The organism is Streptomyces sp. NPDC020845, from assembly GCF_044334165.1.
Taxonomy (GTDB): Bacteria; Actinomycetota; Actinomycetes; order Streptomycetales; family Streptomycetaceae; genus Streptomyces.
In genome coordinates this window covers 324,996-351,504 of sequence record NZ_JBIRSJ010000002.1, presented here as the reverse complement: position 1 = coordinate 351,504, position 26,509 = coordinate 324,996, and the positions used below count along the sequence as shown (strand labels likewise).

Here is a 26,509-nt window from a genome sequence, read left to right as displayed (position 1 = left end):
GCGGCGCGCGGCGTAGCGCGCAGCGCGTAAAGGTCGGCAATCAGACGGGCCGGGCCCGGGAGCGATGCTCCCGGGCCCGGCCCGTTTCGTGCGGAAACCGGCGCCGTTCTCGCGGACTGGGTTGCGTAACCGTATTCACGCGGCTCCGCCGCATGGTGGGGGCCGAAGTCCCGGCCCCCACCACGATGTCCGCGCCGAAGACGCAACCATCAATTGCGCAACCCATACGGCGAGCAACCAGGTCCGCGAGAGCGGCGCCGGTTTAGGCGCAAAAAGGGGCTACGCCTTGCGGAGGCGGAAGGTGAGGCCCAGGGCCTCGTCGGAGAACTCCTCGCCGTAGCCGGAGTCACCGTCGCCGGACGCGAAGTCCGTCGCCAGGACCTCGTCCGCGATCAGCGTCGCGTGGTCGGTCAGCGCCGTACGGACCTCCTCGTCCGCCGCGCCCCAGCGCAGCGCGATCCGGTCGGCCACGTCCAAGCCGCTGTTCTTACGGGCCTCCTGGATCAGCCGGATCGCGTCGCGGGCGAGCCCCGCGCGCCGCAGCTCCGGGGTGATCTCCAGGTCGAGGGCCACCGTCGCGCCCGCGTCGGAGGCGACCGACCAACCCTCGCGCGGGGTCTCGGTGATGATCACCTCGTCCGCGGAGAGCGCGACCGTCTCGCCGTCCACCACCACCGACGCCGTCCCCTCGCGCAGCGCCAGCGACAGCGCGGCCGCGTCCGCCTCGGCGACGGCCTTGGCGACCGGCTGGGTGCCCTTGCCGAAACGCTTGCCCAGCGCGCGGAAGTTGGCCTTGGCCGTGGTGTCGACGAGCGAGCCGCCGACCTCGCTGAGCGAGGCGAGGGACGAGACGTTCAGCTCCTCCTCGATCTGCGTGCGCAGCTCCGCGGACAGCGACTCGAAGCCGGACGCCGCGACCAGCGCGCGCGACAGCGGCTGACGGGTCTTGACGCCCGACTCGGCGCGGGTCGCGCGGCCCAGCTCCACCAGGCGGCGCACCAGCGTCATCTGGGTCGAGAGGGCCGGGTCGATCAGCTCCTGGTCGGCCTCGGGCCAGCCGGCCAGGTGCACCGACTCCGGGGCGTCCGGGGTGACCGGGACGATCAGGTCCTGCCAGACCCGCTCGGTGATGAACGGGACGAGCGGGGCCAGCAGCCGGGTGACCGTCTCGAGCACCTCGTGCAGCGTGCGCAGCGCGGCCGCGTCGCCCTGCCAGAAGCGGCGGCGGGAGCGGCGGACATACCAGTTGGAAAGGTCGTCGACGAAGCCCGACAGCAGCTTGCCGGCGCGCTGGGTGTCGTACGCCTCCAGGGCCTGCGTCACCTGCTCGGTCAGCGTGCCCAGCTCGCCCAGCAGCCAGCGGTCGAGCAGCGGCCGGTCGGCCGGGGCCGGGTCGGCCTCGCTCGGCGCCCAGCCCGAGGTGCGGGCGTACAGGGCCTGGAAGGCGACCGTGTTCCAGTAGGTGAGCAGCGTCTTGCGGACGACCTCCTGGATGGTGCCGTGGCCCACCCGGCGCGCGGCCCACGGCGAGCCGCCGGCGGCCATGAACCAGCGGACGGCGTCCGCGCCGTGCTGGTCCATGAGCGGGATCGGCTCCAGGATGTTGCCCAGGTGCTTGGACATCTTCCGGCCGTCCTCGGCCAGGATGTGTCCGAGGCAGACCACATTCTCATAGCTCGACTTGTCGAAGACGAGCGTGCCGACCGCCATCAGGGTGTAGAACCAGCCACGGGTCTGGTCGATTGCCTCGGAGATGAACTGCGCCGGATAGCGCTTCTCGAAGATCTCCTTGTTGCGGTACGGGTAGCCCCACTGGGCGAAGGGCATCGAGCCCGAGTCGTACCAGGCGTCGATGACCTCGGGGACCCGTACGGCCTCCAGTTCGCAGCCCTCGGCGGTGCAGGTGAAGGTCACCTCGTCGATGAACGGCCGGTGCGGGTCCAGGCCCGTCTGGTCGGTGCCGGTGAGCTCGGAGAGCTCGGCGAGGGAGCCGACGCAGGTGAGGTGGGACTCGGCGCAGCGCCAGATGGGCAGCGGGGTGCCCCAGTAGCGGTTGCGGGACAGGGCCCAGTCGATGTTGTTGTTCAGCCAGTCGCCGTAGCGGCCGTGCTTGACCGAATCCGGGAACCAGTTCGTCCGCTCGTTCTCCCGTAGCAGCGCGTCCTTGACCGCGGTGGTGCGGATGTACCAGGACGGCTGCGCGTAGTAGAGCAGCGCGGTGTGGCAGCGCCAGCAGTGCGGGTAGCTGTGCTCGTACGGCACATGCCGCAACAGCAGGCCGCGGGCTTGCAGATCGGCCGTCAGCGCCTCGTCGGCCTTCTTGAAGAACTGGCCGCCGACGAGCTCCAGGCCCTCCTCGAAGGTGCCGTCCGTGCGGACCGGGTTGACGTACGGCAGACCGTACGCCTTGCAGGTGCGCAGGTCGTCCTCGCCGAACGCGGGGGCCTGGTGGACCAGGCCGGTGCCGTCCTCGGTGGTCACATACTCGGCGTTGACCACGAAGTGCGCATCGCCGTCGACATCCACCAGGGAGAACGGGCGCTGGTAGGTCCAGCGCTCCATCTCGGCCCCGGTGAAGGACTGCCCGGTGACGGTCCAGCCCTCGCCGAGGGCCTTCTCCAGCAGCGGCTCGGCGACGACCAGCTTCTCCTGGCCGTCGGTGGCGACCACATAGCGCACATCGGGGTGCGCGGCGACGGCCATGTTGGACACCAGGGTCCACGGCGTGGTCGTCCACACCAGCAGCGCCGCCTCGCCCGCCAGCGGGCCGGAGGTCAGCGGGAAGCGGACGAAGACCGACGGGTCGACGACCGTCTCGTAGCCCTGCGCCAGCTCGTGGTCGGACAGGCCGGTGCCGCAGCGCGGACACCAGGGGGCGACCCGGTGGTCCTGGACCAGCAGCCCCTTGTTGAAGATCTCCTTGAGCGACCACCACACCGATTCGACGTACTCGGGGTTCATGGTCCAGTACGCACCGTCGAGGTCGGTCCAGTACCCCATGCGCGTGGTGAGGTCGGCGAAGGCGTCGATGTGCCGGCTGACCGACTCGCGGCACTTGGCGTTGAACTCGGCGATGCCGTACGCCTCGATGTCCTGCTTGCCGCTGAAGCCGAGCTCCTTCTCGACGGCCAGCTCGACCGGCAGGCCGTGGCAGTCCCAGCCCGCCTTGCGCTCGACGTGGTAGCCGCGCATGGTGCGGAAGCGCGGGAAGACGTCCTTGAAGACGCGGGCCTCGATGTGGTGGGCGCCCGGCATGCCATTGGCGGTCGGCGGGCCCTCGTAGAAGACCCACTCGGGCCGCCCCGCGGACTGCTCGAGGCTCCGGGCGAAGATCTTGTTCTCCCGCCAGAAGTCGAGAACGGCGTGCTCGAGGGCTGGCAGGTCGACCTGGGCGGGCACCTGGCGGTACTGCGTCATCGGATCTTTCCTCCGGCGGACACGTGCTGGTCTGCGTTCCGTCGGAGGGACGAGAGCTCGCGCTCCCGCGGTACCACCCTCCTTGGCCGGGAGCGCTGGGCTGGCTCCTGGCCCCCTCATTGGGGTCGCGACACCGGTTCTACTGGCCCTGGGCGGGGGTTCTTCCGGCGGCTCCGGGGTGATCCTTCACATCGCGCTCGCCCCCGGGCTCGCACCGTCCCCGGGTCGCTCATGGCTGCGTACGACGCTACTCGTCCCCTTCCACGCCTTTCGCTTCGCCCAGTGTACGGGTCCGGGCACCACCCGGCCGACCGGATTACGGGCTGCGCCGAGTGAGGTACGGGGGCCGGGCGGTGACCCGAATGGCGATACGCAGGGTGCCGGAGTCCGCGCGGGCCGGGCGTCACCGCCCGGTACTGATTCATGGCCGGATTACCGGGCGGGCGGTGGGGCACAACCGATTGAGACCGGGTTGTCCCACGGGCAAGCCGGGCGAATCGGGCGGCGTGCCCCGTTGCCGCGTGCCTGAAGTCGATTTATCGTTCCGGAACGATTCGCGTGCAAGATCACAATATGTGAAGGGGCGCGACCATGGTGGCGAGGAAGACCGCCGTGAAGAAGAGCACGGCGAAGGCGACGAAGGCCACGACCGCCAAGAAGAGCGCTTCCGGGAAGAAGGCGGCGGCGCCCGCCACGGCGGCCGAGAAGGCCACGAAGAACGCGGTGGAGAAGAAGGGCGCGGTGGAGGAGAAGGGCGCGGCCGACAAGGCCACGACCAAGAAGGCCGAGGTCGCGAAGACCACGGCCAAAAAGGCCACCAAGAAGGCCGCACCGGCCGAGCAGGCGGTGCCCCCGAAGAAGACGGGAGCCAGGAAAGTGGTTGCGAAGAAGACTCCGAGCGGGGCGCCGACGGCGAACCAGGCCCCCGAGGCGCCCGGCGCGGTCCCCAAGGCCCGCGTGGGCGTCGGCCCCGTGGCCCCCGGTGACCTGGCCGTACGCCCGGGTGAGGAGCCCTGGTCGGCGCAGGAGGTGGCCGAGGCGCGCACCGAGCTGCTGGCTGAGGCCGGCCGGCTGCGGACCGAGATCCTCGCGTCCGAGCAGGCGATCACCGGGCTGATGCGGGACTCCGGGGACGGCGCGGGCGACGACCAGGCCGACACCGGCACCAAGAACATCACGCGCGAGCACGAGCTGGCCCTGGCCGGCAACGCCCGCGAGATGCTGCTGCAGACCGAGCGCGCCCTGGAGGGGCTGGACGCCGGGACGTACGGGCTGTGCGAGAACTGCGGCAACCCCATCGGCAAGGCCCGGATGCAGGCGTTCCCCCGGGCCACTCTGTGCGTGGAGTGCAAACAGCGGCAGGAGCGGCGCTGACCGTCCGTCGGGAGTGCCGTACTCTCGTCCTCAGCCAGGGGGAGACTGGCCCGGACGATGTTTGAGGGACTTACGTGACAGAGGCGGAGCAGGCCATCGGTACGCCAGAAGCGGGGAAGGCCGAGGAAGGCGCCGTCGCGGGTGCCGACGGGGCGCAGCCGGGGCGCGGGCGGCGGCGCATCGCGGTGCTGCTCGCGGTCGCCGCGTTCGCGTACCTGCTCGACCTGGGCAGCAAGCTGTTCGTGGTGGCGAAACTGGAGCACCATGACGCGATCGAGGTGATCGGCACCTGGCTCCAGTTCGAGGTGATCCGCAACCGGGGCGCCGCCTTCGGCTTCGGCGAGGCCATGACCATCGTCTTCACGGTGATAGCGGCCGGTGTCATCGTGGTGATCGCCCGGCTCGCCCGCAAGCTCTACAGCCTGCCCTGGGCCATCGCGCTCGGGCTGCTGCTGGGCGGCGCCTTCGGCAACCTCACCGACCGCGTCTTCCGCGCGCCGGGCGGGCTGCAGGGTGCGGTGGTCGACTTCATCGCGCCCGCCCATTTCGCGGTCTTCAACCTCGCCGACTCGGCGATCGTCTGCGGTGGCTTCCTGATCGTCATCCTCTCCTTCCGCGGTCTGGACCCGGACGGCACGGTCCACAAGGACTGAGCTTTTCAGGCCACAGGGGCCGGATCCGGGGCCGGGGGCCCGAGGACTGGCGTACGAACCGGGCTGTGCGGTCCGGCATACTCGACGGGTGAGTACGATTCCCGAGATCCGCACGCTCCCCGTACCCGACGGCCTCGAAGGCGAACGCGTCGACGCCGCGATCGCACGCATGTTCGGGTTTTCTCGGACCAAGGCGGCGGAGCTGGCCGCCGCGGGCAAGGTGCAGGTCGACGGCAGTGTCGCGGGCAAGTCCGACCGGGTCTCCGGCGGCGCCTGGCTCGAGGTGGAGATGCCGCAGGCCGCGCCGCCCGTACGGATCGTCGCCGAGCCCGTCGAGGGCATGGAGATCGTGCACGACGACGAGCACGTCGTGGTGGTCGACAAGCCGGTCGGGGTCGCCGCTCACCCCAGCCCCGGCTGGACCGGGCCCACCGTCATCGGCGGCCTGGCCGCCGCGGGCTTCCGCGTCTCGACCTCCGGGGCCGCCGAGCGCCAGGGGATCGTCCACCGGCTGGACGTCGGCACCTCCGGCCTGATGGTCGTCGCCAAGTCCGAGCTCGCGTACACCCTGCTCAAGCAGCAGTTCCGCGAGCGTACGGTCGACAAGCGCTACCAGGCCCTCGTCCAGGGCCACCCCGACCCGCTCAGCGGCACCATCGACGCGCCGATCGGCCGCCATCCGCAGCACGACTACAAATGGGCCGTGACCGCCGAGGGCAAGCCCAGCGTCACCCACTACGACCTCATCGAGGCGTTCCGCGCCGCCAGCCTCCTCGACATCAAGCTGGAGACGGGCCGCACCCACCAGATCCGCGTCCACATGGCGGCCCACCGCCACCCCTGCGTCGGCGACCTCACGTACGGCGCCGACCCGACGCTCGCCAAGCGGCTGCGGCTGACCCGGCAGTGGCTGCACGCCGTGCGGCTGGGCTTCGAGCACCCCGGGGGCGGCGGCTGGGTGGAGTTCGAGAGCCGCTACCCGGACGATCTCCAGTGGGCGCTGGACACCGTGCGGGCGGACAGCGCGTGACGTACCGGATCGAGGTCGTGGGCGCCGACTCCCTCGAGGTCTGCCGCGGGGTGCGCCGCGAGGTCTTCGTCGTCGAGCAGCGGATTCCCGAATCGGAGGAGATGGACGAGTACGACGCGCACGCCGTCCACCTCCTCGCCACCGGCCCCCAGGGCCCGGCGGGCACCGTCCGCTTCCTCCACGGCGCGGCAGCGGACAAGAAGTACGGCCACGCCGGCGTGGCCGGCGTCACCACCGCCGTCCTCGGCCGCCTCGCGGTCCTCCCGGCCGCCCGCGGCACCGGCCTCGGCGCGGACCTCGTCCGCGCGGTCGAGGCGGAGGCGCTGCGGCGCGGGCTCGCCGAGGTCTACCTGGAGGCCCAGACCCACGCCCTCGGCTTCTACGAGCGCCTCGGCTACGCGGCGTACGGCCCCGAATTCGACGAGGGCAGCGGAATCCCGCATCGCGCCATGCGCAGGGCGCTCTAGCCCTGGGAGCTAGTTTCGGCGCGGGTGTGTGCCGTCCTTGTGGAGATCGTCGCCGAAGCGGCTGAGGCGGTCCTCGGAGTCGGCCGCGGGCCGCGGTGGCTGGATGGTCGCGGTGGTGATGCGCGGCAGCGCGTAGGGGTGGTGCTCCCGCAGCCACGTGATCATCTGCTCCCGCACCTCACAGCGCACCGTCCACGCGTCGTCCGCGTCCCGCGCCGTCACCAGCGCCCGCACCACCATCGTGGACGGCGTGGTGTCCGTGACCGCGAGGCTCCAGTCCCGGCCGTCCCACGCCGGGGACTTGCGCACGATCTCGCCCAGCCGCACCCGCATCTCCGCGACCGGCGCCGAGTGGTCGAGGTGGAAGACGACCGCGCCGGTCTTCTGCGAGCCGCCGCGCGACCAGTTCTCGAACGGCTTGCCCGTGAAGTACGACACCGGCATGGTGATCCGGCGCTCGTCCCAGGTCCGCACGGACAGAAAGGTCAGCGTGATCTCCTCGACCGTGCCCCACTCGCCGTCCACGACCACCGTGTCGCCGATCCGCACCATGTCGCCGAAGGCGATCTGCAGCCCGGCGAAGAGGTTGCCCAGCGTCGACTGCGCGGCGACGCCGGCGACGATGCCCAGGATCCCGGCGGAGGCCAGCATGGACGTGCCCACCGTACGCATCGCCGGGAAGGTCAGCAGCATCGCCGACGCCGCGACCACCCCGACGATCGCGGTCACCACTCGCTGGATGAGCGTCACCTGGGTGCGCACCCGGCGCACCCGCGCCGGGTCGTGAGCGCTGGCGGCATAGCGGCGGTACGAGGACTCCACCACCGCCGCCGAGACCCGCACCGCGAGCCACGCCGTGGCCGCGATCAGCACCAGCGCGAGCAGCTGCGCGATGCCCGACCCGTGTTCCCGGACCACCCGGGCGTGCGTCTTGTCGTACGAGCCCCGCAGCAGCGCCGAGCAGACCGTCACCTGGAGCGGCAGCCGGCAGCGGCGCAGCAGGCCCCACAGCGGCGTCTCCGCGTGGCGGGCGTCGGTGCGTTGCAGCAGCCGGTCGACCGCCCAGCCGATCAGCAGAGTGATGGCGAGCGAGCCGCCGATGACGACGAGCGGACGCAGTACGTCCTCCATGGACACCTATCCTGATCCTTCGCACGCGACGAGGAAGTGACGAAGTGACCCGTTCCCCGATCCTGCTTCTCCATTCGATGTACGGGCTGCGGCCCGCCGTGCACACCGCCGCGGACCGGCTGCGCGCCGCCGGGCACGAGGTGCACGTACCGGATCTGTTCGAGGGGCGGACGGCCGACAGCGCCGAGGACGGCATGGCCCTCAAGGAGGAGATCGGCAAGGACGAGCTGCTGCGCCGGGCCGTGGTGGCCGCCGCGCCGCTGTCGGACCGCGGCCTGGTGTACGCGGGGTTCTCGCTCGGCGGGTCGATCGCCCAGAACCTCGCGCTGGGCGACGAGAAGGCGCGCGGGCTGCTGCTTCTGCACGGCACCTCGGACATCGCCGACGACGCGACTGCGGACGGCCTGCCGGTGCAGCTGCATGTCGCGGACCCGGACCCCTTCGAGCCGCACGACTGGCTGAACGCGTGGTACCTGCGGATGGGGCGGGCCGGGGCGGACGTGGAGATCTACCGCTACCCGGGGGCCGGGCACCTGTTCACCGACCCGGAGCTGCCGGACTACGACGAGGAGGCGGCCGAGGCCACCTGGAAGGTGGCGCTCGGCTTCCTCGCGGAGGTCACGGAGGCGGCTGAGCAGCGGTAGCCGCCGCTCAGCGCACCGGGGCATCGGCGCCGGTCACCGCCGGGTCGCCGGGTCGCCGGGCGACCCGGCGGTGACCCTCGGGGTTACTTCTTCAGGTTCTGCTGGACCAGGGGGTTGAACTGGTCCGGGGTGAGCGGGACGCCCCCCTGATCCGTCGTGAGGATCTTGCCGTTCAGCTTGAGGGTCGGGGTGCCGGTCACGTCCTTGGTGTCGTCGAACGTCTTCGACATGGCCAGTGCCCACCGGTCGTAGGTGCCGTTCGTCACGGCCTTCTCAAAGGTCTTGTTGCCCTTGAGCGCCTTGACCTGCTGGGCGATGGCGATCAGCTTCTGGTCGCCGGCGAAGGCGTCGTCGGTCTCCTTGCTGGGGTGGTTCTTGGCCGAGAAGAGCGCGGACTTGTACTCGAGGAACGCGTCCGGGCTGACATTGAGGGCCGCGCCCAGCGCGCTCAGGGCGTTCTTCGAACCGGCCCCGATCATGCCCTGCTTGTCGTCCAGGAAGGTGCCCATCGTGAACTGCGCCTTGAAGGTGCCGTTCTTGATGTCCTTCGCCACGGTCGTGCCCGTGTACTGCTCGAACTCCGCACAGATCGGGCAGCGCATGTCCTCGTAGACGTGCAGGGTGTTCTTGGCGTTCTTGTCGCCGACGACCACGGTCGTGCCCTGGGGGCCGGTGGTGTGGGCGGGCTTCACCAGGGCCGTCTTCTCGGCGGCGGCCTTCCACTCCTTGCTGGCGTTCCCGCCGCCGTTCATCTGGGTGACGGCGTAGCCTATGCCGCCCGCTATCCCGAGGATGGCGACGACCGCGCCGCCGACGACCAGCTGGCGGCGCGTCCGGTCCTTCTTGGCCTGGCGCTCGCGCTCGGCGCGCATCCGATCGCGCGCGGCCTGCTTGTTCTGGTGGCTGTTGCGGTTGCTCATGGTGGATCGATCTCCGTCGTGTGAAGGTCGTACGGAGCCACGCAAACCTGTGCGAGTCCATACGAAGTCGTACGAAAGTGGTGGGAATCGCTGTGCTCAGGCAGTGGCCGAGCACGGCGGACCACGCCGTACGACGGAGTGCACGAGGAGGGGGAGCGCCGGGGCCGGACTCGGCGGTCCCATCGGACGCGAGGAGCGTCGGCGGGGCGCGAAGGCCGCGGTGACCACCGCGACGGCCAGCAGCAGCGGCCGAAAAGCGAAGGCGGCCAGCGAGGTCAGCAGGCGGGCCACGGCGGCCTCGCCGCGCCGCAGCCAGGCCGCGGCGAGCAGCCCGATCGCGATATGGGCGGCGAGCAGCAGCCAGGGGGCGGCGGAGCCCACGGCGGACGTGAGGGCGCCGACGCCGTCCGGCCCGGTGACCCGGGCCAGGGGGGAGCCGACCCCGCCACTGCCACACAGGAGGTCCACGCCCAGGGCGCGCAGGGAGCCCGCCACGGGGCCGCCGGAGGGCCCGTAACAGGCGCTCTGGCCGGTGGTGAACACCGTGTCGGCGGCCAGCTCAAGCGGGACCAGCAGCGCGGCGATGCTCCAGTAGCCGCGCTCCCGGCCCGCCAGGGCGTAAGCGATCACAAAGACGACGACCGACAGCGCCGCCACGGTCGTCAGCGGCAGCGGCGTGCGCGACAGCAGAACGTGGGCGGCGGAGGACAGCGTGACGCACAGCGCTGTGAACAGCGCCGCGCGCAGTGCCCTCAGCAGCGGTCCCGTACCGTCCATAGGGATCGATTGTCACACGATCGGGTGTAGGGGCGGCGTCAAGACCGTGGGCGGGGATCGCTCCCCGCCCACTCACCTACCAATTCTGGTAGGTCCACGCGGCGGAGCCGCATATCGATCCACGCGGCGGAGCCGCATATCGATACTCACAGCCCGGGGATGCGCCCGTTCCGGAAGAGGTCCACGAAGATCTGGTGGTCGGCCCGCGCCCGCGCCCCGTAGGAGTGCGCGAAGTCCACCAGCAGCTCCGCGAAGCCGCCCTCGTCCGCCGCGATCACCGCGTCGATGGCCCGCTCGGTGGAGAAGGGCACCAGCGAGTGGCCGCTCTGGTCGTCGGCGGCCGCGTGCATGGTGGCCGTGGCCCGCCCCAGGTCGGCGACGACCGCCGCGATCTCGGTCGGGTCGTCGATATCGGACCAGTCGAGGTCCACCGCGTACGGGGAGATCTCGGCGACCAGCTGCCCCGAGCCGTCCAGCTCGGTCCAGCCGAGCCAGGGGTCGGCGTGCGCCTGAAGGGCGCGCTGCGAGATGACCGTGCGGTGCCCCTCATGGTGGAAGTAGGAGCGGACCCGCTCGTCCGTGATGTGCCGGGAGACCGCCGGGGTCTGCGCCTGCTTCATATAGATCACCACATCGTTCTCGAGGGCGTCGCTGTTGCCCTCCAGAAGGATGTTGTACGAGGGCAGCCCGGCGCTGCCGATGCCGATACCGCGGCGGCCGACGACGTCCTTGACCCGGTAGGAGTCCGGCCGGGCGAGGCTGGACTCGGGCAGTGTCTCCAGATAGCCGTCGAAGGCGGCCAGGACCTTGTAGCGGGTGGCCGCGTCCAGCTCGACCGAGCCGCCGCCGGAGGCGAAGCGGCGCTCGAAGTCGCGGATCGTGGTCATCGAGTCGAGCAGCCCGAAACGGGTCAGCGAGCGGGCGTCACGCAGCGCGTCCAGCAGCGGGCCCTCGGCGGTCTCCAGGGTGAAGGGCGGCACCTCGTCGTTCTTGGCGCCGGTGGCCAGGGCGTGGATACGCTCGCGGTAGGCGGCGGCGTAGATCCGCACCAGCTCGCTGATCTTCTCGTCGCTGAGCGCCTTGGTGTAGCCGATCAGCGCGACGGAGGCGGCGAAGCGCTTGAGGTCCCAGGTGAAGGGGCCGACATACGCCTCGTCGAAGTCGTTGACGTTGAAGATCAGGCGGCCGTTGGCGTCCATGTAGGTGCCGAAGTTCTCGGCGTGGAGGTCACCGTGGATCCACACCCGGCCCGTGCGGTCGTCCAGGTAGGGGCCGCCCTCGCGCTCCTGCTCCACATCGGCGTAGAACAGGCCGGCCGTGCCGCGGTAGAACGCGAAGGCCGATGCGGCCATCTTGCGGAACTTGACGCGGAAGGCGGCCGGGTCGGCGGCGAGCAGCTCGCCGAAGGCGGTGTCGAAGACGGCGAGGATGTGCTCGCCGCGCTGTTCCGCCTGGGTCTGCTGGGTCGGCATCGCGGGGCGCCTCCTGGTGTCGGGAGAAAGTACGTGAGTACGTGAAGAAAAGAGCATGACAAAGATCGCGAACGGGACGGCTCGTTCCGTCCGTCCCAACGCCTGAGGCTACTCGTGGGTGCCCACTCGCTGTCAGTCCGGAGGGGTAACCTTCGGAGCTGTTCCGCACACCCTTCATCGACCGTTCGCCGGAGGTCTGCCACCGTGACCAAGCCGCCCTTCACGCACCTGCATGTCCACACCCAGTACTCGCTGCTGGACGGTGCGGCGCGGCTCAAGGACATGTTCAACGCCTGCCAGGAAATGGGCATGACGCATATCGCCATGACCGACCATGGCAACCTCCACGGGGCGTACGACTTCTACCAGCAGGCGACCGGCGCGGGCATCACGCCGATCATCGGGATCGAGGCGTACGTCGCCCCCGAGTCGCGGCGCTACAAACGACGGGTTCAGTGGGGCCAGCCGCACCAGAAGCGGGACGACGTCTCCGGTTCCGGTGGTTACACCCACAAGACGATCTGGGCCTCCAACAAGGCGGGTCTGCACAACCTCTTCCGGCTCTCCTCGGACGCCTATATGGAGGGCTACTTCGTCAAGTGGCCCCGGATGGACAAGGAGACCATCGCCCAGTGGTCGGAGGGCCTGATCGCCTCCACCGGCTGTCCGTCCGGTGAGCTGCAGACCCGGCTGCGGCTCGGCCAGTTCGACGAGGCCCTGAAGGCCGCCTCCGAGTACCAGGACATCTTCGGCAAGGACCGGTACTTCCTGGAGCTGATGGACCACGGCATCGAGATCGAGCACCGGGTCCGCGACGGCCTGCTGGAGATCGGCAAGAAGCTGGGCATTCCCCCGCTGGTCACCAACGACTCGCACTACACCTACTCCCGCGAGTCCGCGGCCCATGACGCGCTGCTGTGCGTCCAGACCGGCAAGAACCTCTCCGACCCCGACCGCTTCCGCTTCGACGGCTCCGGCTACTACCTGAAGTCGACGGACGAGATGTACGCCATCGACTCCTCCGACGCCTGGCAGGAGGGCTGCCGGAACACGCTGCTGGTCGCCGAGCAGATCGACACCACCGGCTGGTTCGACAAGCGCGACCTGATGCCGCGCTTCGACGTGCCGGAGGGCTTCACGGAGGTCTCCTGGTTCCAGGAGGAGGTCCGGCGCGGCATGGAGCGGCGGTATCCGGCCGGGGTGCCGGAGGACCGCCAGAAGCAGGCCGAGTACGAGATGGACGTCATCATCCAGATGGGGTTCCCGGGCTACTTCCTCGTGGTCGCCGACTTCATCATGTGGGCGAAGAACAACGGCATCGCGGTCGGCCCCGGCCGTGGCTCCGCGGCCGGTTCGATCGTGGCGTACGCGATGGGCATCACCGACCTCGACCCGATCGACCACGGCCTGATCTTCGAGCGGTTCCTCAACCCCGAGCGCGTCTCCATGCCCGATGTCGACATCGACTTCGACGAGCGTAGGCGCGGTGAGGTGATCCGGTACGTCACCGAGAAATACGGCGCCGACAAGGTCGCCCAGATCGGCACGTACGGCACCATCAAGGCCAAGAACGCGATCAAGGACTCGGCCCGGGTGCTCGGTTACCCGTATGCGATGGGCGACCGGATCACCAAGGCCATGCCCGCCGATGTGCTCGGCAAGGGCATCCCGCTGTCCGGCATCACTGACGAGAAGCACCCCCGCTACAGCGAGGCGGCCGAGGTGCGCGGGATGTATGAGAACGAGGCGGATGTGAAGAAGGTCATCGATACCGCCCGCGGTATCGAGGGCCTGGTGCGGCAGATGGGCGTGCACGCCGCGGGTGTGATCATGTCCAGCGAGACCGTGACCGAGCATGTGCCGGTCTTCTCGCCGAAGAACGACGGCCAGGTCGTGACCCAGTGGGACTACCCCACCTGTGAATCGCTCGGCCTGCTGAAGATGGACTTCCTCGGCCTGCGCAACCTGACCATCATGGATGACGCGGTCAAGATGGTGCGCGCGAACAAGGGCGTCGACCTCAAGCTGCTCGAGCTGCCGCTGGACGACCCCAAGACCTATGAGCTGCTGTGCCGCGGTGACACGCTCGGCGTCTTCCAGTTCGACGGCGGCCCCATGCGCTCCCTGCTGCGCATGATGAAGCCCGACAACTTCGAGGACATTTCCGCCGTCTCGGCCCTGTACCGACCGGGCCCGATGGGCATGAACTCGCATATCAACTACGCGCTGCGGAAGAACGCCCAGCAGGAGATCACCCCGATCCACCCCGAGCTGGAAGAACCGCTCAAGGACGTCCTCGGCATCACCTACGGCCTCATCGTCTACCAGGAGCAGGTGCAGAAGGCCGCCCAGGTGCTCGCGGGCTACTCGCTCGGCCAGGCCGACCTGCTGCGGCGTGCGATGGGCAAGAAGAAGAAGGAAGTCCTCGACAAGGAGTTCGTGCCCTTCCAGAAGGGCTGCCGCGACCGCGGCTACTCCGACGCGGCCATCCAGGCGGTGTGGGACGTGCTGGTCCCGTTCGCCGGATACGCCTTCAACAAGGCCCACTCCTCCGCGTACGGCCTGGTCACGTACTGGACCGCGTATCTGAAGGCCAACTACCCCGCCGAGTACATGGCCGCGCTGCTCACCTCGGTGCGTGACGACAAGGACAAGTCGGCGATCTATCTCAACGAGTGCCGCCGCATGGGCATCAAGGTGCTCACGCCGAACGTCAATGAGTCCGAGGCGAACTTCGCCGCCCAGGGCGACGATGTGATCCTCTTCGGGCTCACCGCGGTTCGAAACGTTGGCGCGAACGTGGTCGAAGCGATCATCCGTGGCCGCAAGTCGAAGGGGAAGTACTCCTCCTTCCCGGACTACCTGGACAAGGTCGAGGCGGTCGTCTGCAACAAGCGCACCACCGAATCGCTGATCAAGGCCGGCGCCTTCGATGAGATGGGCCACACCCGCAAGGGGCTCATGGCGCACTACGAGACCATGATCGACAATGTGGTCGCGGTGAAGCGCAAGGAGGCCGAGGGACAGTTCGACCTGTTCGGCGGCATGGGCGGCGACGACGGCGGGGGCGATGGGCCGGGCTTCGGGCTCGACGTCGAGTTCTCCGACGTCGAGTGGGACAAGGCGTATCTGCTCGCCCAGGAGCGCGAAATGCTCGGCCTGTACGTCTCCGACCACCCGCTCTTCGGCATCGAGCACGTCCTCAACGACAAGGCCGACGTCGCCATCGCCCAGCTCACCGGCGGTGAGCACGCCGACGGCGCCATCGTCACCATCGGCGGCATCATCTCCGGCCTGCAGCGCAAGATGACCAAACAGGGCAACGCCTGGGCCATCGCCACCGTCGAGGACCTGGCGGGCTCCATCGACTGCATGTTCTTCCCCGCCACCTACCAGCTGGTCTCCACCCAGCTCGTCGAGGACACCGTCGTGTTCGTCAAGGGACGGCTCGACAAGCGCGAGGACGTGCCGCGGCTGGTCGCCATGGAGCTCATGGTCCCCGACCTGTCCGAGGCCGGGGCCAACGCGCCCGTGACGATCACCATCCCCACGGTGAAGGTCACCCCGCCCCTGGTCGAAAAGCTCGGCGAAGTGCTCACCCACCACCGGGGCTCCACCGAGGTGCGGATCAAGCTCCAGGGGGCGCGTAAGACCACGGTGCTCCGGCTGGACCGGCACCGGGTCACCGCCGACCCCGCGCTGTTCGGCGACCTCAAGGTGCTGCTGGGCCCGGCCTGCCTGGCGGGCTGAACCACCGCCCATGACGGTGGTGTGACGGTCCACCAGTCAGGACAGCGGTCTGACGGACCACCGCTCATGAGAGGGGCGCGCCCGCACGGGCGCGCCCCTCAACCGCCGTGCGGCGGCGGTCAATTGTGGCCGAAGCTCTTCTGCCGGTCCTTACGGGCGGTGCTCGAAGGGGCCGTCGCCGGGCCGCCCTCCGACTGCATGGCCTGCGACTGCGCGTCCGCCTGGGAGCTCTGCGAGTTCTGCGTCTGCTCACCCGGGCGGTCGGCCATCCCGCGGCCCTGGCGCTGCTGCTGCTTGCGGTCGCGGTTCCGGTTCTTAGCCATGGTGCTGTGCCTCCAGTTGGGATCGCCCCCCAAGGGAAGAGCCCTCCGGGAAGAAACACTGACACGCCGGAGCGAAGGCTGCATTTCGGGCAATTACGGTGGGTGAGAAGGAGGGTCTTCGAGGGTAGGCCGTATCCGCCACGCCAGTGATCCAGTTCGGACTGATAACCCCGGTACGGTCGGGCAGACTCCAGTTGAGACCGAAGACAGGAAAACGAGCACGGCTGTGCACGGGGGGCAACCGAGGACTGCTTCAGGAAAGAGGGTGGAACGTGGACCGCTGCGTCGTCCTGGTGGACGCCGGCTATCTGCTGGGCGCCGCCGCGAGCCTGCTTGCCGGGGAGCCAGCCCGGTCCCGCATCTCCGTCGACCACGCGACCCTCATCCAGGGACTGCGCGAGCGCGCCGAAGCCGAGACCGAGCGACCGCTGCTGCGCATCTACTGGTTCGACGGAGCCCCCGACCGCGTCCCCCAGCCCGAGCACCGGAGGCTGCGCGTCATGCCCCGGGTCACCGTCCGGCTGGGCGCCCTGACCCGCAGCGACGGCCGCTGGGCGCAGAAGGGCGTGGACGCCGCCATGCACGCCGAGCTCACCGAGCTGGCCCGTAACCGCGCCTGCTCCGACATCGTGCTCGTCACCGGCGACGGCGATCTGCTGCCCGGTCTGATGTCCGCCAAGGAACACGGTGTGGCCGTCCACCTGTGGGCCGTCCAGGCTGCCGACGGCGACTACAACCAGTCGGAGGACCTGGTCGCCGAGGCCGACGAGCGGCGGGTCCTGGACCGCGCCTGGATCACCCGGGCCGTCCGCGCCAAGGACCTCACCGGGCCGTGCGCGCCCGTCTCCGAGCCCCGGCCGGAGATCGCGGCCATCCTCTCCGCCCCGTTGCCCGAGACCGCCGCCGCGGCCGCCGCGGGCGCGGTGAGCGGTGTCTCCGGGGTGCCGGGCGCCCCCGGCGACCTGGCCCCGGGCCGTAACGGCGCCACGCGGCGGGGCGGCGCGCCCACGCGCCCCGCGGGCGCCCCCGGGCGGGCCGCGGCCCCGGCGGGCGGCCCCGGCACCGCCCCTGCGGACGACACGGAGGCGGGCTCCGCCCCCGGCGGCAGAGGTGTGCCCACGCCCAAGGACCTCGCCGACCTCGGCCGCGGCCCCGCAGGCGGCCAGGCGGGCGCCCAGCCGGCCCCCAGCGCCACCCTGCGCTGGTCCTCCGACAAGGGCTGGATCGAGCGCGGCTCCGGCACCGGGCTCGGCGAGCCGCCCGAGACCGCCGGGCTGCCCATGCTGGCCCAGCTCACCAGCCCCGAGCAGCGCTGGGCCGACCGCGAGGAGGACATCACCACCGTCAGCGGCGACCCCTTCGAGGTGGGTCAGGTCTTCGCCCGCCGCTGGATCGAGCGGCTCTCCGACCCGGGCCACCTCCAGCAGCTCTCCACCGAATACCCGCGCATCCCGCACCGCATCGACGGGGAACTGCTGCGCTACGCGGCCCGCTTCGGACTGCTCGCCCACAAGGACGACCAGATCGACGAGCACGACCGCTATGCGATCCGGGCCGGCTTCTGGCGCGAGATCGACACCCGTACGGCCGCCGAGCACGCCCCGCCTGCCGACTAACGGCGCCACCAGGACCGGCGTCGGCGTGCGGTGGCTGCGGGTGCCCCGAAGACGGGCCTGGGTGATTGGGCGCGTACCCTCATAGCTCGTGAGGACGGGCGCGAAACAGGCTGCGGGCGGCGATGTGGTGTGTACCGTGCGCGGCCTGGTCAAGACCTATCCCGCCGCGCGCCGCCGCCGGGGCGTGCCCGCCGCGCCCGCCGTCCGGGCCAGCGACGGCATCGACCTCGACGTGCGCCGCGGTGAGGTGTTCGGGCTGCTCGGCCCGAACGGCGCCGGGAAGTCCACCCTGGTGCGCCAGCTCACCGGGCTGCTCCGCCCCGACGAGGGCAGCGTCCGGGTGCTCGGCCACGATCTCGTACGCCACCCCGAGCGGGCGGCGCGCCTCCTCGGCTATCTGGGGCAGGACTCGACCGCGCTGGACGAGCTGACCGTCGCGCTCGCCGCAGAGACCACGGGGCGGCTGCGCGGTCTTGACGTCCGCGCCGCCCGCGCGGAGCGGGACGCGGTGATCGGGGAACTGGGCCTCGGCGAGGTGGCCGGGCGCCCGCTCAAGAAGCTCTCCGGCGGGCAGCGGCGGCTGGCCTGCCTCGCCGCCGCGCTGGTCGGGGAGCGGCCGCTGCTGGTGCTGGACGAGCCGACCACCGGGATGGACCCCGTCGCACGGCGGGCCGTATGGGCCGCCGTCGACCGGCGGCGGGCGGAGCGGGGCGCGACGGTGCTGCTGGTCACCCACAATGTGATCGAGGCGGAGACCGTCCTGGACCGGGTGGCGGTGCTGGAGCGCGGCCGGGTCATCGCCTGCGACACCCCGGCCGGGCTGAAGGCACTGGTCGCCGACGAGGTCCGGGTGGACCTCGTATGGCGCGGGGAGCCGCCGCTCGAGGTGCCCGAGGTCGCGGCGCTACGGGAGGCCGCGCTGGCCTCCGGGCGGCGCTGGACGCTGCGGATGGCCCCGGAGCAGGCCCGGGCCGCGATCGCCACGGTGACCGGCGGCCCGGCTTTCGCCGCGCTGGACGACTTCACGCTCGCCACGCCCAGCCTGGAGGACGTCTATCTCGCGCTCGGCGGCCGCTCGGAGGGGGCGGAGGGGCTGGTGAAGGCGTGACGACCGTAAGCACCGCCGTAAGCGCTGCCGACCCCGCACGGGGCGCGGCCGGTACGGGGAACAGGAGCAGCGCAAGGTGAGTGTCGTGCCCGCGGAGGCCGTGTCCGGCCGAGAAGCCCTGGCCCAGGCCGCCGAGGCGCCATGGCCCGGCGGCGACGCCGCGCCCGCCCCCTTGGCGGCGCGGGCGCGGCTGCTGCCCGCGCTGGCCGCCGTTTACCGGGCGCAGCTGTCCCGGGCCCGGGTGGCGCGGATACCGCTGCTGTTCGTGGCGACCTTCCAGTCCGTGGGGATCATGATCCTGATGCGTGGGGTCGTGGACGGCGGGATGGAGGCGCGGTCCGTGGTCGCCGGGTCCAGCGTGCTGGTCGTGGCTTTCGTCGCGCTGAACCTGCTGGCGCAGTACTTCGGACAGCTGCGGGCGAGCGGGGGGCTCGACCACTACGCGACCCTGCCGGTGCCGCCCGCCGCCGTCGTACTCGGCGCCGCCGCCGCGTACGCCTCCTTCACCGCGCCCGGGACGCTGGTCACCGCGGTGGTGGGGAGCGCGCTGTTCCAGCTGCCGATGGCGCATCTGTGGGTGCTGGTCGCGGTGATCCCGCTGTCCGGCGCCGCCCTCGCGGGCCTGGGCGCGGCGCTCGGGCTGCTCGCGCCCCGCCAGGAACTGGCCACGCTGTGCGGGCAGTTGGGCATGTCGGCCGCGCTGCTGCTGGGCGTGCTGCCCGCCGAGCGGATGCCCGCGCCGGTGTCGTACGCGCGCGATGTGCTGCCCTCGACGTACGGTGTGGAGGCGCTGGCGCGGTCCTTCGACGGGAACCCCGACTGGCTGGTGGTCTGCGCGGACCTCGGGGTGTGCGCGGGTGTGGCGGTGGTCTCGCTGACCGCCGCGACCTGGGCGTATCGGCGCGCGGCCGTGCGCTGACGCGGCGCGGCGGGACTCCCGCCGCCCGATGTACGTCCGCCGCCTGGCACCATGACGGGGTGACCGCACCGTTGACTCCGCACGATCAGCCTGGGCAGCCTTCGCCGCACGACCCGTCTCCGCTGGGAGGTGCAGTGCCTTACCCCACCGCCCCGGACCCCTCCGGGCCGGGCCCCTCGGCTCCTGACTACTCCGAGCCCGGCCCCGAGCTGCGCGCCGAGCTGGTGCAGGCGGCGCTGGTGGCGATCGGGGTGGCGGTGTCCGGGGTGCTGCTCGGGCTGGTGTGGCTGTGGCTGGCGCCGCGGATTCCGCTGGTCTGGATCGGCGACGGGATCTACCCGAAGGACGCCGAGGGCGAGCAGGCGATGGGGGCGGACGGGGTGTTCACACTGTGGGCGCTGGCCTTCGGGGCCGTGTCCGCGGCGCTCGTCTTCCTGTTCTTCCGGCGGGGCGGTGTCGCGCTGGTCGTGGGGCTGGCGATCGGCGGGGTGCTGGCTTCGGTGATCGCCTGGCGGCTCGGTGTGTGGCTCGGACCCGAGGCCGGCATCGAGGCGCACGCCAAGGCGGTGGGCAAGGGCGTGACGTTCGACGCGCCGCTGAAGCTGGGGGCCAAGGGGGCGCTGCTGGCCTGGTCGTTCGCGGCGATGGCGGTGCACCTGGGGCTCACGTCGCTCTTTGGGCCGCGAGACGAAGAGCCGTTGGCGCAGCTGCCGGGCTAGCTGTTGCGCCGGGTGCCGGGCTAGCTGTTGCGCGCGATCGGCGCCAGCACCGCGTCCGTGAGCGCCGCGAGGTCCTTGGGCGACAGCTCGACCTCAAGACCCCGCCGCCCCGCCGAGACGCAGATCGTCTCGTGGTCGGCCGCCGATGCGTCCAGAGCCGTGGGCAGGCGCTTGCGCTGGCCGAGCGGCGAGATCCCGCCCAGCACATAGCCCGTGGTGCGCTCGGCCGCCGCCGGGTCCGCCATCGCCGCGCGCTTGCCGCCCACCGCCGCCGCCAGGGCCTTGAGGTCGAGCGTGGCGGAGACGGGCACGATCGCGACGGTCAGACCGCCGTCGACGCTCGCGATGAGGGTCTTGAAGACCCGGGCCGGGTCCACGCCGAGGGCCTGTGCGGCCTCCTCGCCGTACGAGGGGGCCGCCGGGTCGTGCTCGTAGGCGTGCACCGTGAAGGCGGTGCCGGCGGCGGTCAGGGCGGTGGTGGCCGGGGTGCCGGCGGAGGTCTTCTTCTTGGCCATATCCGGTGCGGGCCTCAGTTGGGGCTGGTGGGGTGGCGGGTCAGATCGACCGCGGGAAGCGAGGGGAGCTTACCGATCACCGCGCTCTCCGCGCGCAGCAATTTCAGCTCCTCGGCCAGCCGGGTGGCGGTGTCCGGGGCCTGGAGCAGCCGCTGTTTGGTCGGCGTGTCGAGCACGGCGGCGGCCGCGACCAGGTAGGAGAGCACGGACGGCTCGCCGGGCAGGTCCTGCTGGGCGGCCACGGTTCGTTCGCGGGCCCCGGCGAGCCGCTTCTGGTACGTGCGGAAGGCGCGTACGACACCGGAGGCCAGCGCCCCGGCCCCGTCGCCCGGCTTCTCGTCGAGCTCGTCGATCTCGGCCGTCAGATACGGGCCCGAGGCGTCGACCGAGCGCAGTTCGAAGCGGGTGGTGCCGGTGGCGAGCACTTCGAAGGTGCCGTCCTTCTGCTCCCGGATGGTGGCCGCGTCCGCGACACACCCCACCGCGTGGAAGGACTTCATCGGCTCAGGCCCGAACCCGGCCGCCGCGCCGCGCTCGGGGTCGGCGGTGGGGTCCGGGAGGCCGACTGCCGTCGGCGCGACCTCGCGGCCGTCCCGGATGGCGATGACACCGAAGCGGCGTGGTGCGTCTTCGGGCATCGCCGACAGTTCGCGCATCATGGCGCGATACCGCTGCTCGAAGACGTTCAGGGGCATGACGAGCCCCGGGAACAGCACCGTGTTCAGCGGGAAGAGCGGTAGGCGCGCGGAGGTCACGGGCGTTAAGCCTAATGGCCCCGCGCGCCCCGATCACTGGCGGCGCAGCAGCCGGGAGGCGCCGGCGGCGACCGTGGTGGCCAGGATCCAGCCGAGCATGACCATCACGATGGCCGCCCATTGGACCGCGCCGTCGGGTTTCCAGTAGCCGTCCTGACCCAGATCGATCACCGGGAGCAGCAGGTCGAGGGTGTACAGCGAGGCGTTCCAGTGCGGCGACTCGCCCGGCTTGATGGGGTCCGGCCGGTTGTGGGCGAAGAACACCGAGCCGATCGCCCAGAGCACCGCCATCCACACCGCCGCCCGGCCGGGGCGGTAGCCGTAGGCCACGGTCCAGTCCTGGAGATATCCCCAGAGTTTTCCGGCCGGCGGCAGCGTCTCGCGGCGCCGCCGCTCCTTGGCGAGCAGCACCTCGCGCGCCTCCGCGTCCTCGCCGTTGGTGCGCAGCGCCGTGGCGAGCATGTCGTACGGGCCCCGGGAGAACTCCGGGGTCGCGGCCGCCACCCACTCCAGCCGCCGGGAGAGCGGGAAGTGGCCGACCGGGATCAGACACTCGTAGGAGAAGCCCGCCATGGTCAGCCCGCCGGGGCCCGGCCAGCTGACCGATTTGTCAACCAGGTTGACGACCCGCGCGCCGGAGAGGATCACCCGTCCGCGCTGTGGCCGCTCCCCGACGAACCGCAGCTCCGGGGTCTGGATGCGGCGCAGCGACAGCTCCTGGTCGTTCTCCATGACGAAGCGGGCCTGGTCGAAGTCGACCGCGTCATTGAACCGCCCGTCGTCCAGGCGTATCCCGCCCTCGCATTCGAAGCGCTGGATACGCGTCCCGCGTGTCGGCGTGTTGCTGGTGCCGTACGGCGGGGTGGAACCGCTGCCGTAGCTGCTCACCCCGGCGGCGGTGAGGTAGAGGCTGCGCTCGACGGTCAGCTGCGGGGCGTTGAGAGCCCGGCGCCCGTACGGATTGCGCAGCTGGGCGCCGCGCAGGCTGAGCGACACGCCGATCTGCGCACCGCGCATGCTCAGCTCGCCGTGTGACTCGATCATCTCGGCCTGGAGGTCCTGGCCGACGGTCAGTCCGTCGGCGCTGATCGACTGGCCGCGCCGGTCCCGGCGCACCACTAACTGGTTGAGCAGCAGATCCGTGCCTATATGGGCGTCGGTGAGCCGGATGCCGTGCTCCACGACACAGCGCGGCAGATGCAGATCGCCCTCGGTGCGCACCCGGGCCGCCTCCAGCCGGGGCAGGGCGCAGCCCACCAGCCGGAGGGTGGTGAAGTGGGCCTCGGGGAGCAGCACCTCCTGCTCGAAGCGGCAGTTCTTCATCTCCACATACGGCTCGACGGTGCCGCCGGCCAGGTCGAGCGTGCCCGTGATGTGCACCCCGTTGAGCTTGAGCGCGGCGACCCGGCCCGGCTGCGGGGGAGGGCCGTCGAGCAGCAGCAGGGCCACGACCCGGGCGCGCACACTGCGCTCGGGGCCCCAGGCGTAGGGACCGGAGGGGTCGTTGCGCTGGGGGTGGGAGGTGCGCAGATCGTGGGTGCTGCCGTTGCGGAACGCCTGCCACATGCCCCACTCCGCGGTGGTCAGGTCGAGCCCGGGGGGTGGATCGCCGTCGCGTGGCTCGGTCACAGCCGTGTCCCCTCCTGTTCTCCGTACCCCCGTACGGATCCCCATGCCCGTTGAGTAACCGCTTGAACGCTTGCGGTCAGGGTCAACTTCCAAGGTCAACTTAGGGGGTACGTATCACTCACTGATACGGGGGGCAGGCCGCCGGTGCGGGTCTGAGACAATTGATCGCGTGATCTCCCGTATCGATCTGCGCGGCGCCGCCTTCCCGGAGGGCGGGATCGACCGCGACCTGTTGCCCCGTGCCGAGCTCGACGTCGAGGCCGCCCTGGAGAAGGTGCGGCCGATCTGCGACGACGTGCGCCATCGCGGCACCGCGGCGCTGATCGACTACGCGCAGCGGTTCGACGGAGTGACCATCGAGCGGGTGCGAGTGCCCCAGGAGGCGCTGACGCGCGCCCTTGAGGAGCTGGACCCGGCCGTGCGGGCCGCCCTGGAGGAGTCCATCCGGCGCGCCCGGCTGGTCCACCGCGAGCAGCGCCGCACCGACCACACCACACAGGTCGTGCCGGGCGGCACGGTCACCGAGCGCTGGGTGCCGGTCGAGCGGGTGGGGCTCTATGTGCCGGGCGGCCGGTCCGTCTACCCGTCCTCCGTTGTGATGAATGTGGTGCCCGCGCAGGAGGCCGGGGTCGGCTCGATGGCCGTCGCCTCGCCGCCCCAGCGTGACTTCGGCGGGCTGCCGCACCCCACCATCCTGGCGGCGTGCGCGCTGCTGGGCGTGGACGAGGTGTACGCGGCGGGCGGTGCCCAGGCCGTCGCCATGTTCGCGTACGGCACCGAGGAGTGCCGCCCGGTCTCTCTGGTCACCGGGCCCGGAAACATCTGGGTGGCCGCGGCCAAGCGGCTGCTCAAGGGGCGTATCGGCATCGACGCCGAGGCCGGCCCGACCGAGATCGCGATCCTCGCCGACGCCACCGCCGACCCGGTGCATGTCGCCGCCGACCTGATCAGCCAGGCCGAGCACGACCCACTGGCCGCCTCGGTGCTCGTCACCGACTCCGAGGAACTGGTCTCGGCGGTCGAGAAGCAGCTGGACGTGCAGGTCGCCGCGGTCAAGCACGTCGAGGACCGGATCCGCCCGGCGCTGACCGGGCGCCAGTCCGGCATCGTGCTGGTCGACGGCCTCGACCAGGGCCTCGCGGTCGTGGACGCGTACGCCGCCGAGCACCTGGAGATCCAGACCAGGGACGCGGCGGCGGTCGCGGCCCGGGTGCGGAACGCCGGGGCGATCTTCGTCGGTCCGTACGCGCCCGTCAGCCTCGGCGACTACGCGGCCGGGTCCAACCATGTGCTGCCCACCGGCGGCTGCGCCTGCCACTCCTCGGGGCTTTCGGTGCAGTCCTTCCTGCGCGGCATCCATGTCGTGGACTACACGCGGGAGGCGCTGGCGGAGGTCGCCGGCCATGTGGTGACGCTCGCCGAGGCGGAGGATCTGCCCGCCCACGGCGCCGCGGTGAAGGCAAGGTTCGACTGGAAGGTGCCAGGGGACAAGTGACCCGGATCGACGATCTCCCCATCAGGGACGAGCTGCGCGGCAAGTCCCCGTACGGCGCCCCCCAGCTGGACGTCCCCGTACGGCTGAACACGAACGAGAATCCGTACCAGCTGCCCGAGGCGCTGGTGGCCCGGATCTCCGAGCGGGTCGCCGAGGCGGCCCGCCACCTCAACCGCTACCCGGACCGGGACGCGATCGAGCTGCGCACGGAGCTTGCGAAGTATCTGACCCGCACCGCCGGGCACGAGGTCGGTGTGGCCAATGTGTGGGCCGCCAACGGTTCGAACGAGGTGCTGCAACAGCTGCTGCAGACCTTCGGCGGGCCCGGGCGCACCGCCATCGGCTTCGAGCCCTCGTACTCGATGCACGCGCTGATCTCCCGCGGCACCGGCACCGGCTGGATCTCCGGCCCGCGGAACCCCGACTACACCATCGATGTCGGCGCGGCCCGCGCGGCCATCGCCGAGCACCGCCCCGACGTCGTCTTCATCACCTCGCCGAACAACCCGACCGGCACCGCCGTCGAGGCCGAGACCGTTCTGGCCCTCCACGACGCGGCCCAGAAGGCGCGGGCGAACGCGGCCGGGGCGCTGGTGGTGATCGACGAGGCGTACGGCGAGTTCAGCCACCGCCCCTCGCTGCTTCCGCTGATCGAGGGACGGCCGCGGCTGGTCCTCACCCGGACGATGTCCAAGGCGTTCGGCGCGGCCGGGCTGCGGCTCGGCTACCTCGCCGCCGACCCGGCGGTGGTGGACGCCGTCCAGCTGGTCCGCCTGCCCTACCACCTGTCCACCGTCACCCAGGCCACCGCGCTGGCCGCCCTCGAACACACCGATACCCTGCTCGGGTACGTCGAGGCGCTCAAGGCCGAGCGCGACCGGATGGTGCGCGAGCTGCGCGCACTCGGCTGCGAGGTGACCGAGTCGGACGCCAACTTCGTACAGTTCGGCCGCTTCGAGGACGCCCAGGCGGCGTGGCAGGCCCTGCTGGAGCGGGGGGTCCTGGTCCGTGACCTGGGCGTACCGGGCATGCTGCGGGTCACCGCGGGCACCCCGGCCGAGAACGACGCGTTCCTCGACGCGGTCCGCGAGCTGATGAAGGAGACAAGCGCATGACCCGCGTGGGCCGTGTGGAGCGCACCACCAAGGAAACCTCGGTCGTCGTCGAGATCGACCTCGACGGCGTCGGGAAGGTCGACGTCTCGACAGGCGTCGGCTTCTACGACCACATGCTCGACCAGCTCGGCCGCCACGGCCTCTTCGACCTCACCGTCAAGACCGAGGGCGACCTGCACATCGACACCCACCACACCATCGAGGACACCGCCCTCGCGCTCGGCGCCGCGTTCAAGCAGGCGCTCGGCGACAAGGTGGGGATCTACCGCTTCGGCAACTGCACGGTGCCGCTGGACGAGTCGCTGGCCCAGGTGACCGTCGACCTCTCGGGCCGCCCGTACCTGGTGCACAGCGAGCCGGAGAACATGGCGCCGATGATCGGCACCTACGACACGACGATGACCCGGCACATCCTGGAGTCCTTCGTCGCACAGGCGCAGATCGCCCTGCACGTCCACGTCCCGTACGGGCGCAACGCCCACCACATCGTCGAATGCCAGTTCAAGGCGCTGGCGCGGGCGCTGCGCTATGCGAGCGAGCGCGATCCGCGGGCGGCAGGCATTCTTCCCTCTACGAAGGGTGCATTGTGAGCGACGCACGCGCGGCCACCCGGCCGCAGACGGCATTCGGGCCGCGCTTTCGCCGCGCGGGCGGAGAAGCGAACGGGAAGATGCAGTGAG

Annotated in this window: 22 protein-coding genes; 13 read left to right on the top strand and 9 right to left on the bottom strand. The window is 71.0% G+C overall.

From position 1 onward, the window contains the following. Positions 1-279: 279 nt before the first annotated feature. The gene (ileS, locus tag ACH4U7_RS05480) at positions 280-3,417 is read right to left on the bottom strand and encodes an isoleucine--tRNA ligase (RefSeq protein WP_398526707.1); all 3,138 of its coding nucleotides are present in this window, start codon (positions 3,415-3,417) and stop codon (positions 280-282) included. Positions 3,418-4,008: 591 nt separating this feature from the next. Between ileS and ACH4U7_RS05475 the strand changes: the two genes are divergently transcribed. The 4 genes from ACH4U7_RS05475 to ACH4U7_RS05460 all read left to right on the top strand — a co-directional run bounded on the left by ACH4U7_RS05475 (position 4,009) and on the right by ACH4U7_RS05460 (position 6,941). Then, a complete protein-coding gene (locus ACH4U7_RS05475; RefSeq protein WP_398526706.1) occupies positions 4,009-4,791 on the top strand; it encodes a TraR/DksA family transcriptional regulator in 783 nt (260 codons plus the stop codon). A 74-nt stretch (positions 4,792-4,865) separates the two neighbouring features. Beyond that, positions 4,866-5,444 (top strand): signal peptidase II, encoded by a 579-nt coding sequence (locus ACH4U7_RS05470; RefSeq protein WP_398526705.1) that lies wholly within the window; start codon positions 4,866-4,868, stop codon positions 5,442-5,444. 88 nt (positions 5,445-5,532) lie between these two features. Then, entirely contained in the window at positions 5,533-6,474 is a 942-nt protein-coding gene (locus ACH4U7_RS05465; protein WP_398526704.1) for an RluA family pseudouridine synthase, read from the top strand. Then, a complete protein-coding gene (locus ACH4U7_RS05460) occupies positions 6,471-6,941 on the top strand; it encodes a GNAT family N-acetyltransferase (RefSeq protein ID WP_398526703.1) in 471 nt (156 codons plus the stop codon). The genes ACH4U7_RS05465 and ACH4U7_RS05460 overlap by 4 nt, the downstream gene beginning before the upstream one ends. Positions 6,942-6,950: 9 nt before the next feature. Here ACH4U7_RS05460 and ACH4U7_RS05455 read toward each other — a convergent pair whose 3' ends face one another. Continuing rightward, entirely contained in the window at positions 6,951-8,072 is a 1,122-nt protein-coding gene (locus ACH4U7_RS05455; RefSeq protein ID WP_398526702.1) for a mechanosensitive ion channel family protein, read from the bottom strand. A gap of 44 nt (positions 8,073-8,116) precedes the next feature. Between ACH4U7_RS05455 and ACH4U7_RS05450 the strand changes: the two genes are divergently transcribed. Beyond that, complete coding sequence (locus tag ACH4U7_RS05450; protein ID WP_398526701.1) at positions 8,117-8,716, top strand: dienelactone hydrolase family protein; 600 nt, start codon at positions 8,117-8,119, stop codon at positions 8,714-8,716. An 83-nt stretch (positions 8,717-8,799) separates the two neighbouring features. Here ACH4U7_RS05450 and ACH4U7_RS05445 read toward each other — a convergent pair whose 3' ends face one another. The 3 genes from ACH4U7_RS05445 to ACH4U7_RS05435 form a co-directional block, all read right to left on the bottom strand. Further along, positions 8,800-9,636 carry a thioredoxin domain-containing protein gene (locus ACH4U7_RS05445; protein WP_398526700.1) on the bottom strand — a complete coding sequence of 279 codons (837 nt, stop codon included), beginning with the start codon at positions 9,634-9,636 and terminating at the stop codon, positions 8,800-8,802. 96 nt (positions 9,637-9,732) lie between these two features. Further along, a complete protein-coding gene (locus ACH4U7_RS05440; RefSeq protein ID WP_398526699.1) occupies positions 9,733-10,413 on the bottom strand; it encodes a hypothetical protein in 681 nt (226 codons plus the stop codon). Between the two features lie 146 nt (positions 10,414-10,559). Continuing rightward, a complete protein-coding gene (locus ACH4U7_RS05435) occupies positions 10,560-11,885 on the bottom strand; it encodes a DUF2252 domain-containing protein (protein WP_089514049.1) in 1,326 nt (441 codons plus the stop codon). A gap of 204 nt (positions 11,886-12,089) precedes the next feature. Here ACH4U7_RS05435 and dnaE point away from each other — a divergent pair, with 204 nt between their 5' ends. Next, complete coding sequence (dnaE, locus tag ACH4U7_RS05430; RefSeq protein ID WP_398526698.1) at positions 12,090-15,635, top strand: DNA polymerase III subunit alpha; 3,546 nt, start codon at positions 12,090-12,092, stop codon at positions 15,633-15,635. Between the two features lie 119 nt (positions 15,636-15,754). On the opposite strand, the gene ACH4U7_RS05425 is transcribed toward dnaE, so the two are convergent. After that, positions 15,755-15,958, bottom strand: a complete 204-nt coding sequence (locus ACH4U7_RS05425) for a hypothetical protein (protein WP_398526697.1) — start codon at positions 15,956-15,958, stop codon at positions 15,755-15,757. 272 nt (positions 15,959-16,230) lie between these two features. Here ACH4U7_RS05425 and ACH4U7_RS05420 point away from each other — a divergent pair, with 272 nt between their 5' ends. The 4 genes from ACH4U7_RS05420 (at position 16,231) to ACH4U7_RS05405 (ending at position 20,320) form a co-directional block, all read left to right on the top strand. Continuing rightward, complete coding sequence (locus tag ACH4U7_RS05420) at positions 16,231-17,574, top strand: NYN domain-containing protein (protein WP_398526696.1); 1,344 nt, start codon at positions 16,231-16,233, stop codon at positions 17,572-17,574. Between the two features lie 88 nt (positions 17,575-17,662). Beyond that, positions 17,663-18,682, top strand: a complete 1,020-nt coding sequence (locus ACH4U7_RS05415) for an ABC transporter ATP-binding protein (RefSeq protein WP_398526695.1) — start codon at positions 17,663-17,665, stop codon at positions 18,680-18,682. A gap of 76 nt (positions 18,683-18,758) precedes the next feature. Beyond that, positions 18,759-19,601: an ABC transporter permease gene (locus ACH4U7_RS05410; protein ID WP_398526694.1), complete on the top strand. Its 843-nt coding sequence runs from the start codon at positions 18,759-18,761 to the stop codon at positions 19,599-19,601. Positions 19,602-19,660: 59 nt separating this feature from the next. Further along, a complete protein-coding gene (locus ACH4U7_RS05405; RefSeq protein ID WP_398526693.1) occupies positions 19,661-20,320 on the top strand; it encodes a DUF2567 domain-containing protein in 660 nt (219 codons plus the stop codon). Between the two features lie 20 nt (positions 20,321-20,340). On the opposite strand, the gene ybaK is transcribed toward ACH4U7_RS05405, so the two are convergent. From ybaK to ACH4U7_RS05390, 3 genes are read right to left on the bottom strand one after another with little or no spacing between them, the layout of a single operon-like run. After that, entirely contained in the window at positions 20,341-20,835 is a 495-nt protein-coding gene (gene ybaK, locus ACH4U7_RS05400) for a Cys-tRNA(Pro) deacylase (RefSeq protein WP_385628249.1), read from the bottom strand. Between the two features lie 14 nt (positions 20,836-20,849). Continuing rightward, positions 20,850-21,590, bottom strand: coding sequence for an LON peptidase substrate-binding domain-containing protein (locus tag ACH4U7_RS05395; protein ID WP_398526692.1), 741 nt, complete (start codon positions 21,588-21,590; stop codon positions 20,850-20,852). 33 nt (positions 21,591-21,623) lie between these two features. Next, positions 21,624-23,219: an oxidoreductase gene (locus ACH4U7_RS05390; protein WP_398526691.1), complete on the bottom strand. Its 1,596-nt coding sequence runs from the start codon at positions 23,217-23,219 to the stop codon at positions 21,624-21,626. Positions 23,220-23,388: 169 nt separating this feature from the next. Between ACH4U7_RS05390 and hisD the strand changes: the two genes are divergently transcribed. From hisD to hisB, 3 genes are read left to right on the top strand one after another with little or no spacing between them, the layout of a single operon-like run. After that, positions 23,389-24,714, top strand: coding sequence for a histidinol dehydrogenase (gene hisD, locus ACH4U7_RS05385; RefSeq protein ID WP_398526690.1), 1,326 nt, complete (start codon positions 23,389-23,391; stop codon positions 24,712-24,714). Next, entirely contained in the window at positions 24,711-25,829 is a 1,119-nt protein-coding gene (locus ACH4U7_RS05380) for a histidinol-phosphate transaminase (protein WP_398526689.1), read from the top strand. The genes hisD and ACH4U7_RS05380 overlap by 4 nt, the downstream gene beginning before the upstream one ends. After that, the gene (gene hisB, locus ACH4U7_RS05375) at positions 25,826-26,419 is read left to right on the top strand and encodes an imidazoleglycerol-phosphate dehydratase HisB (RefSeq protein ID WP_014180479.1); all 594 of its coding nucleotides are present in this window, start codon (positions 25,826-25,828) and stop codon (positions 26,417-26,419) included. The genes ACH4U7_RS05380 and hisB overlap by 4 nt, the downstream gene beginning before the upstream one ends. Positions 26,420-26,509: the final 90 nt, after the last annotated feature.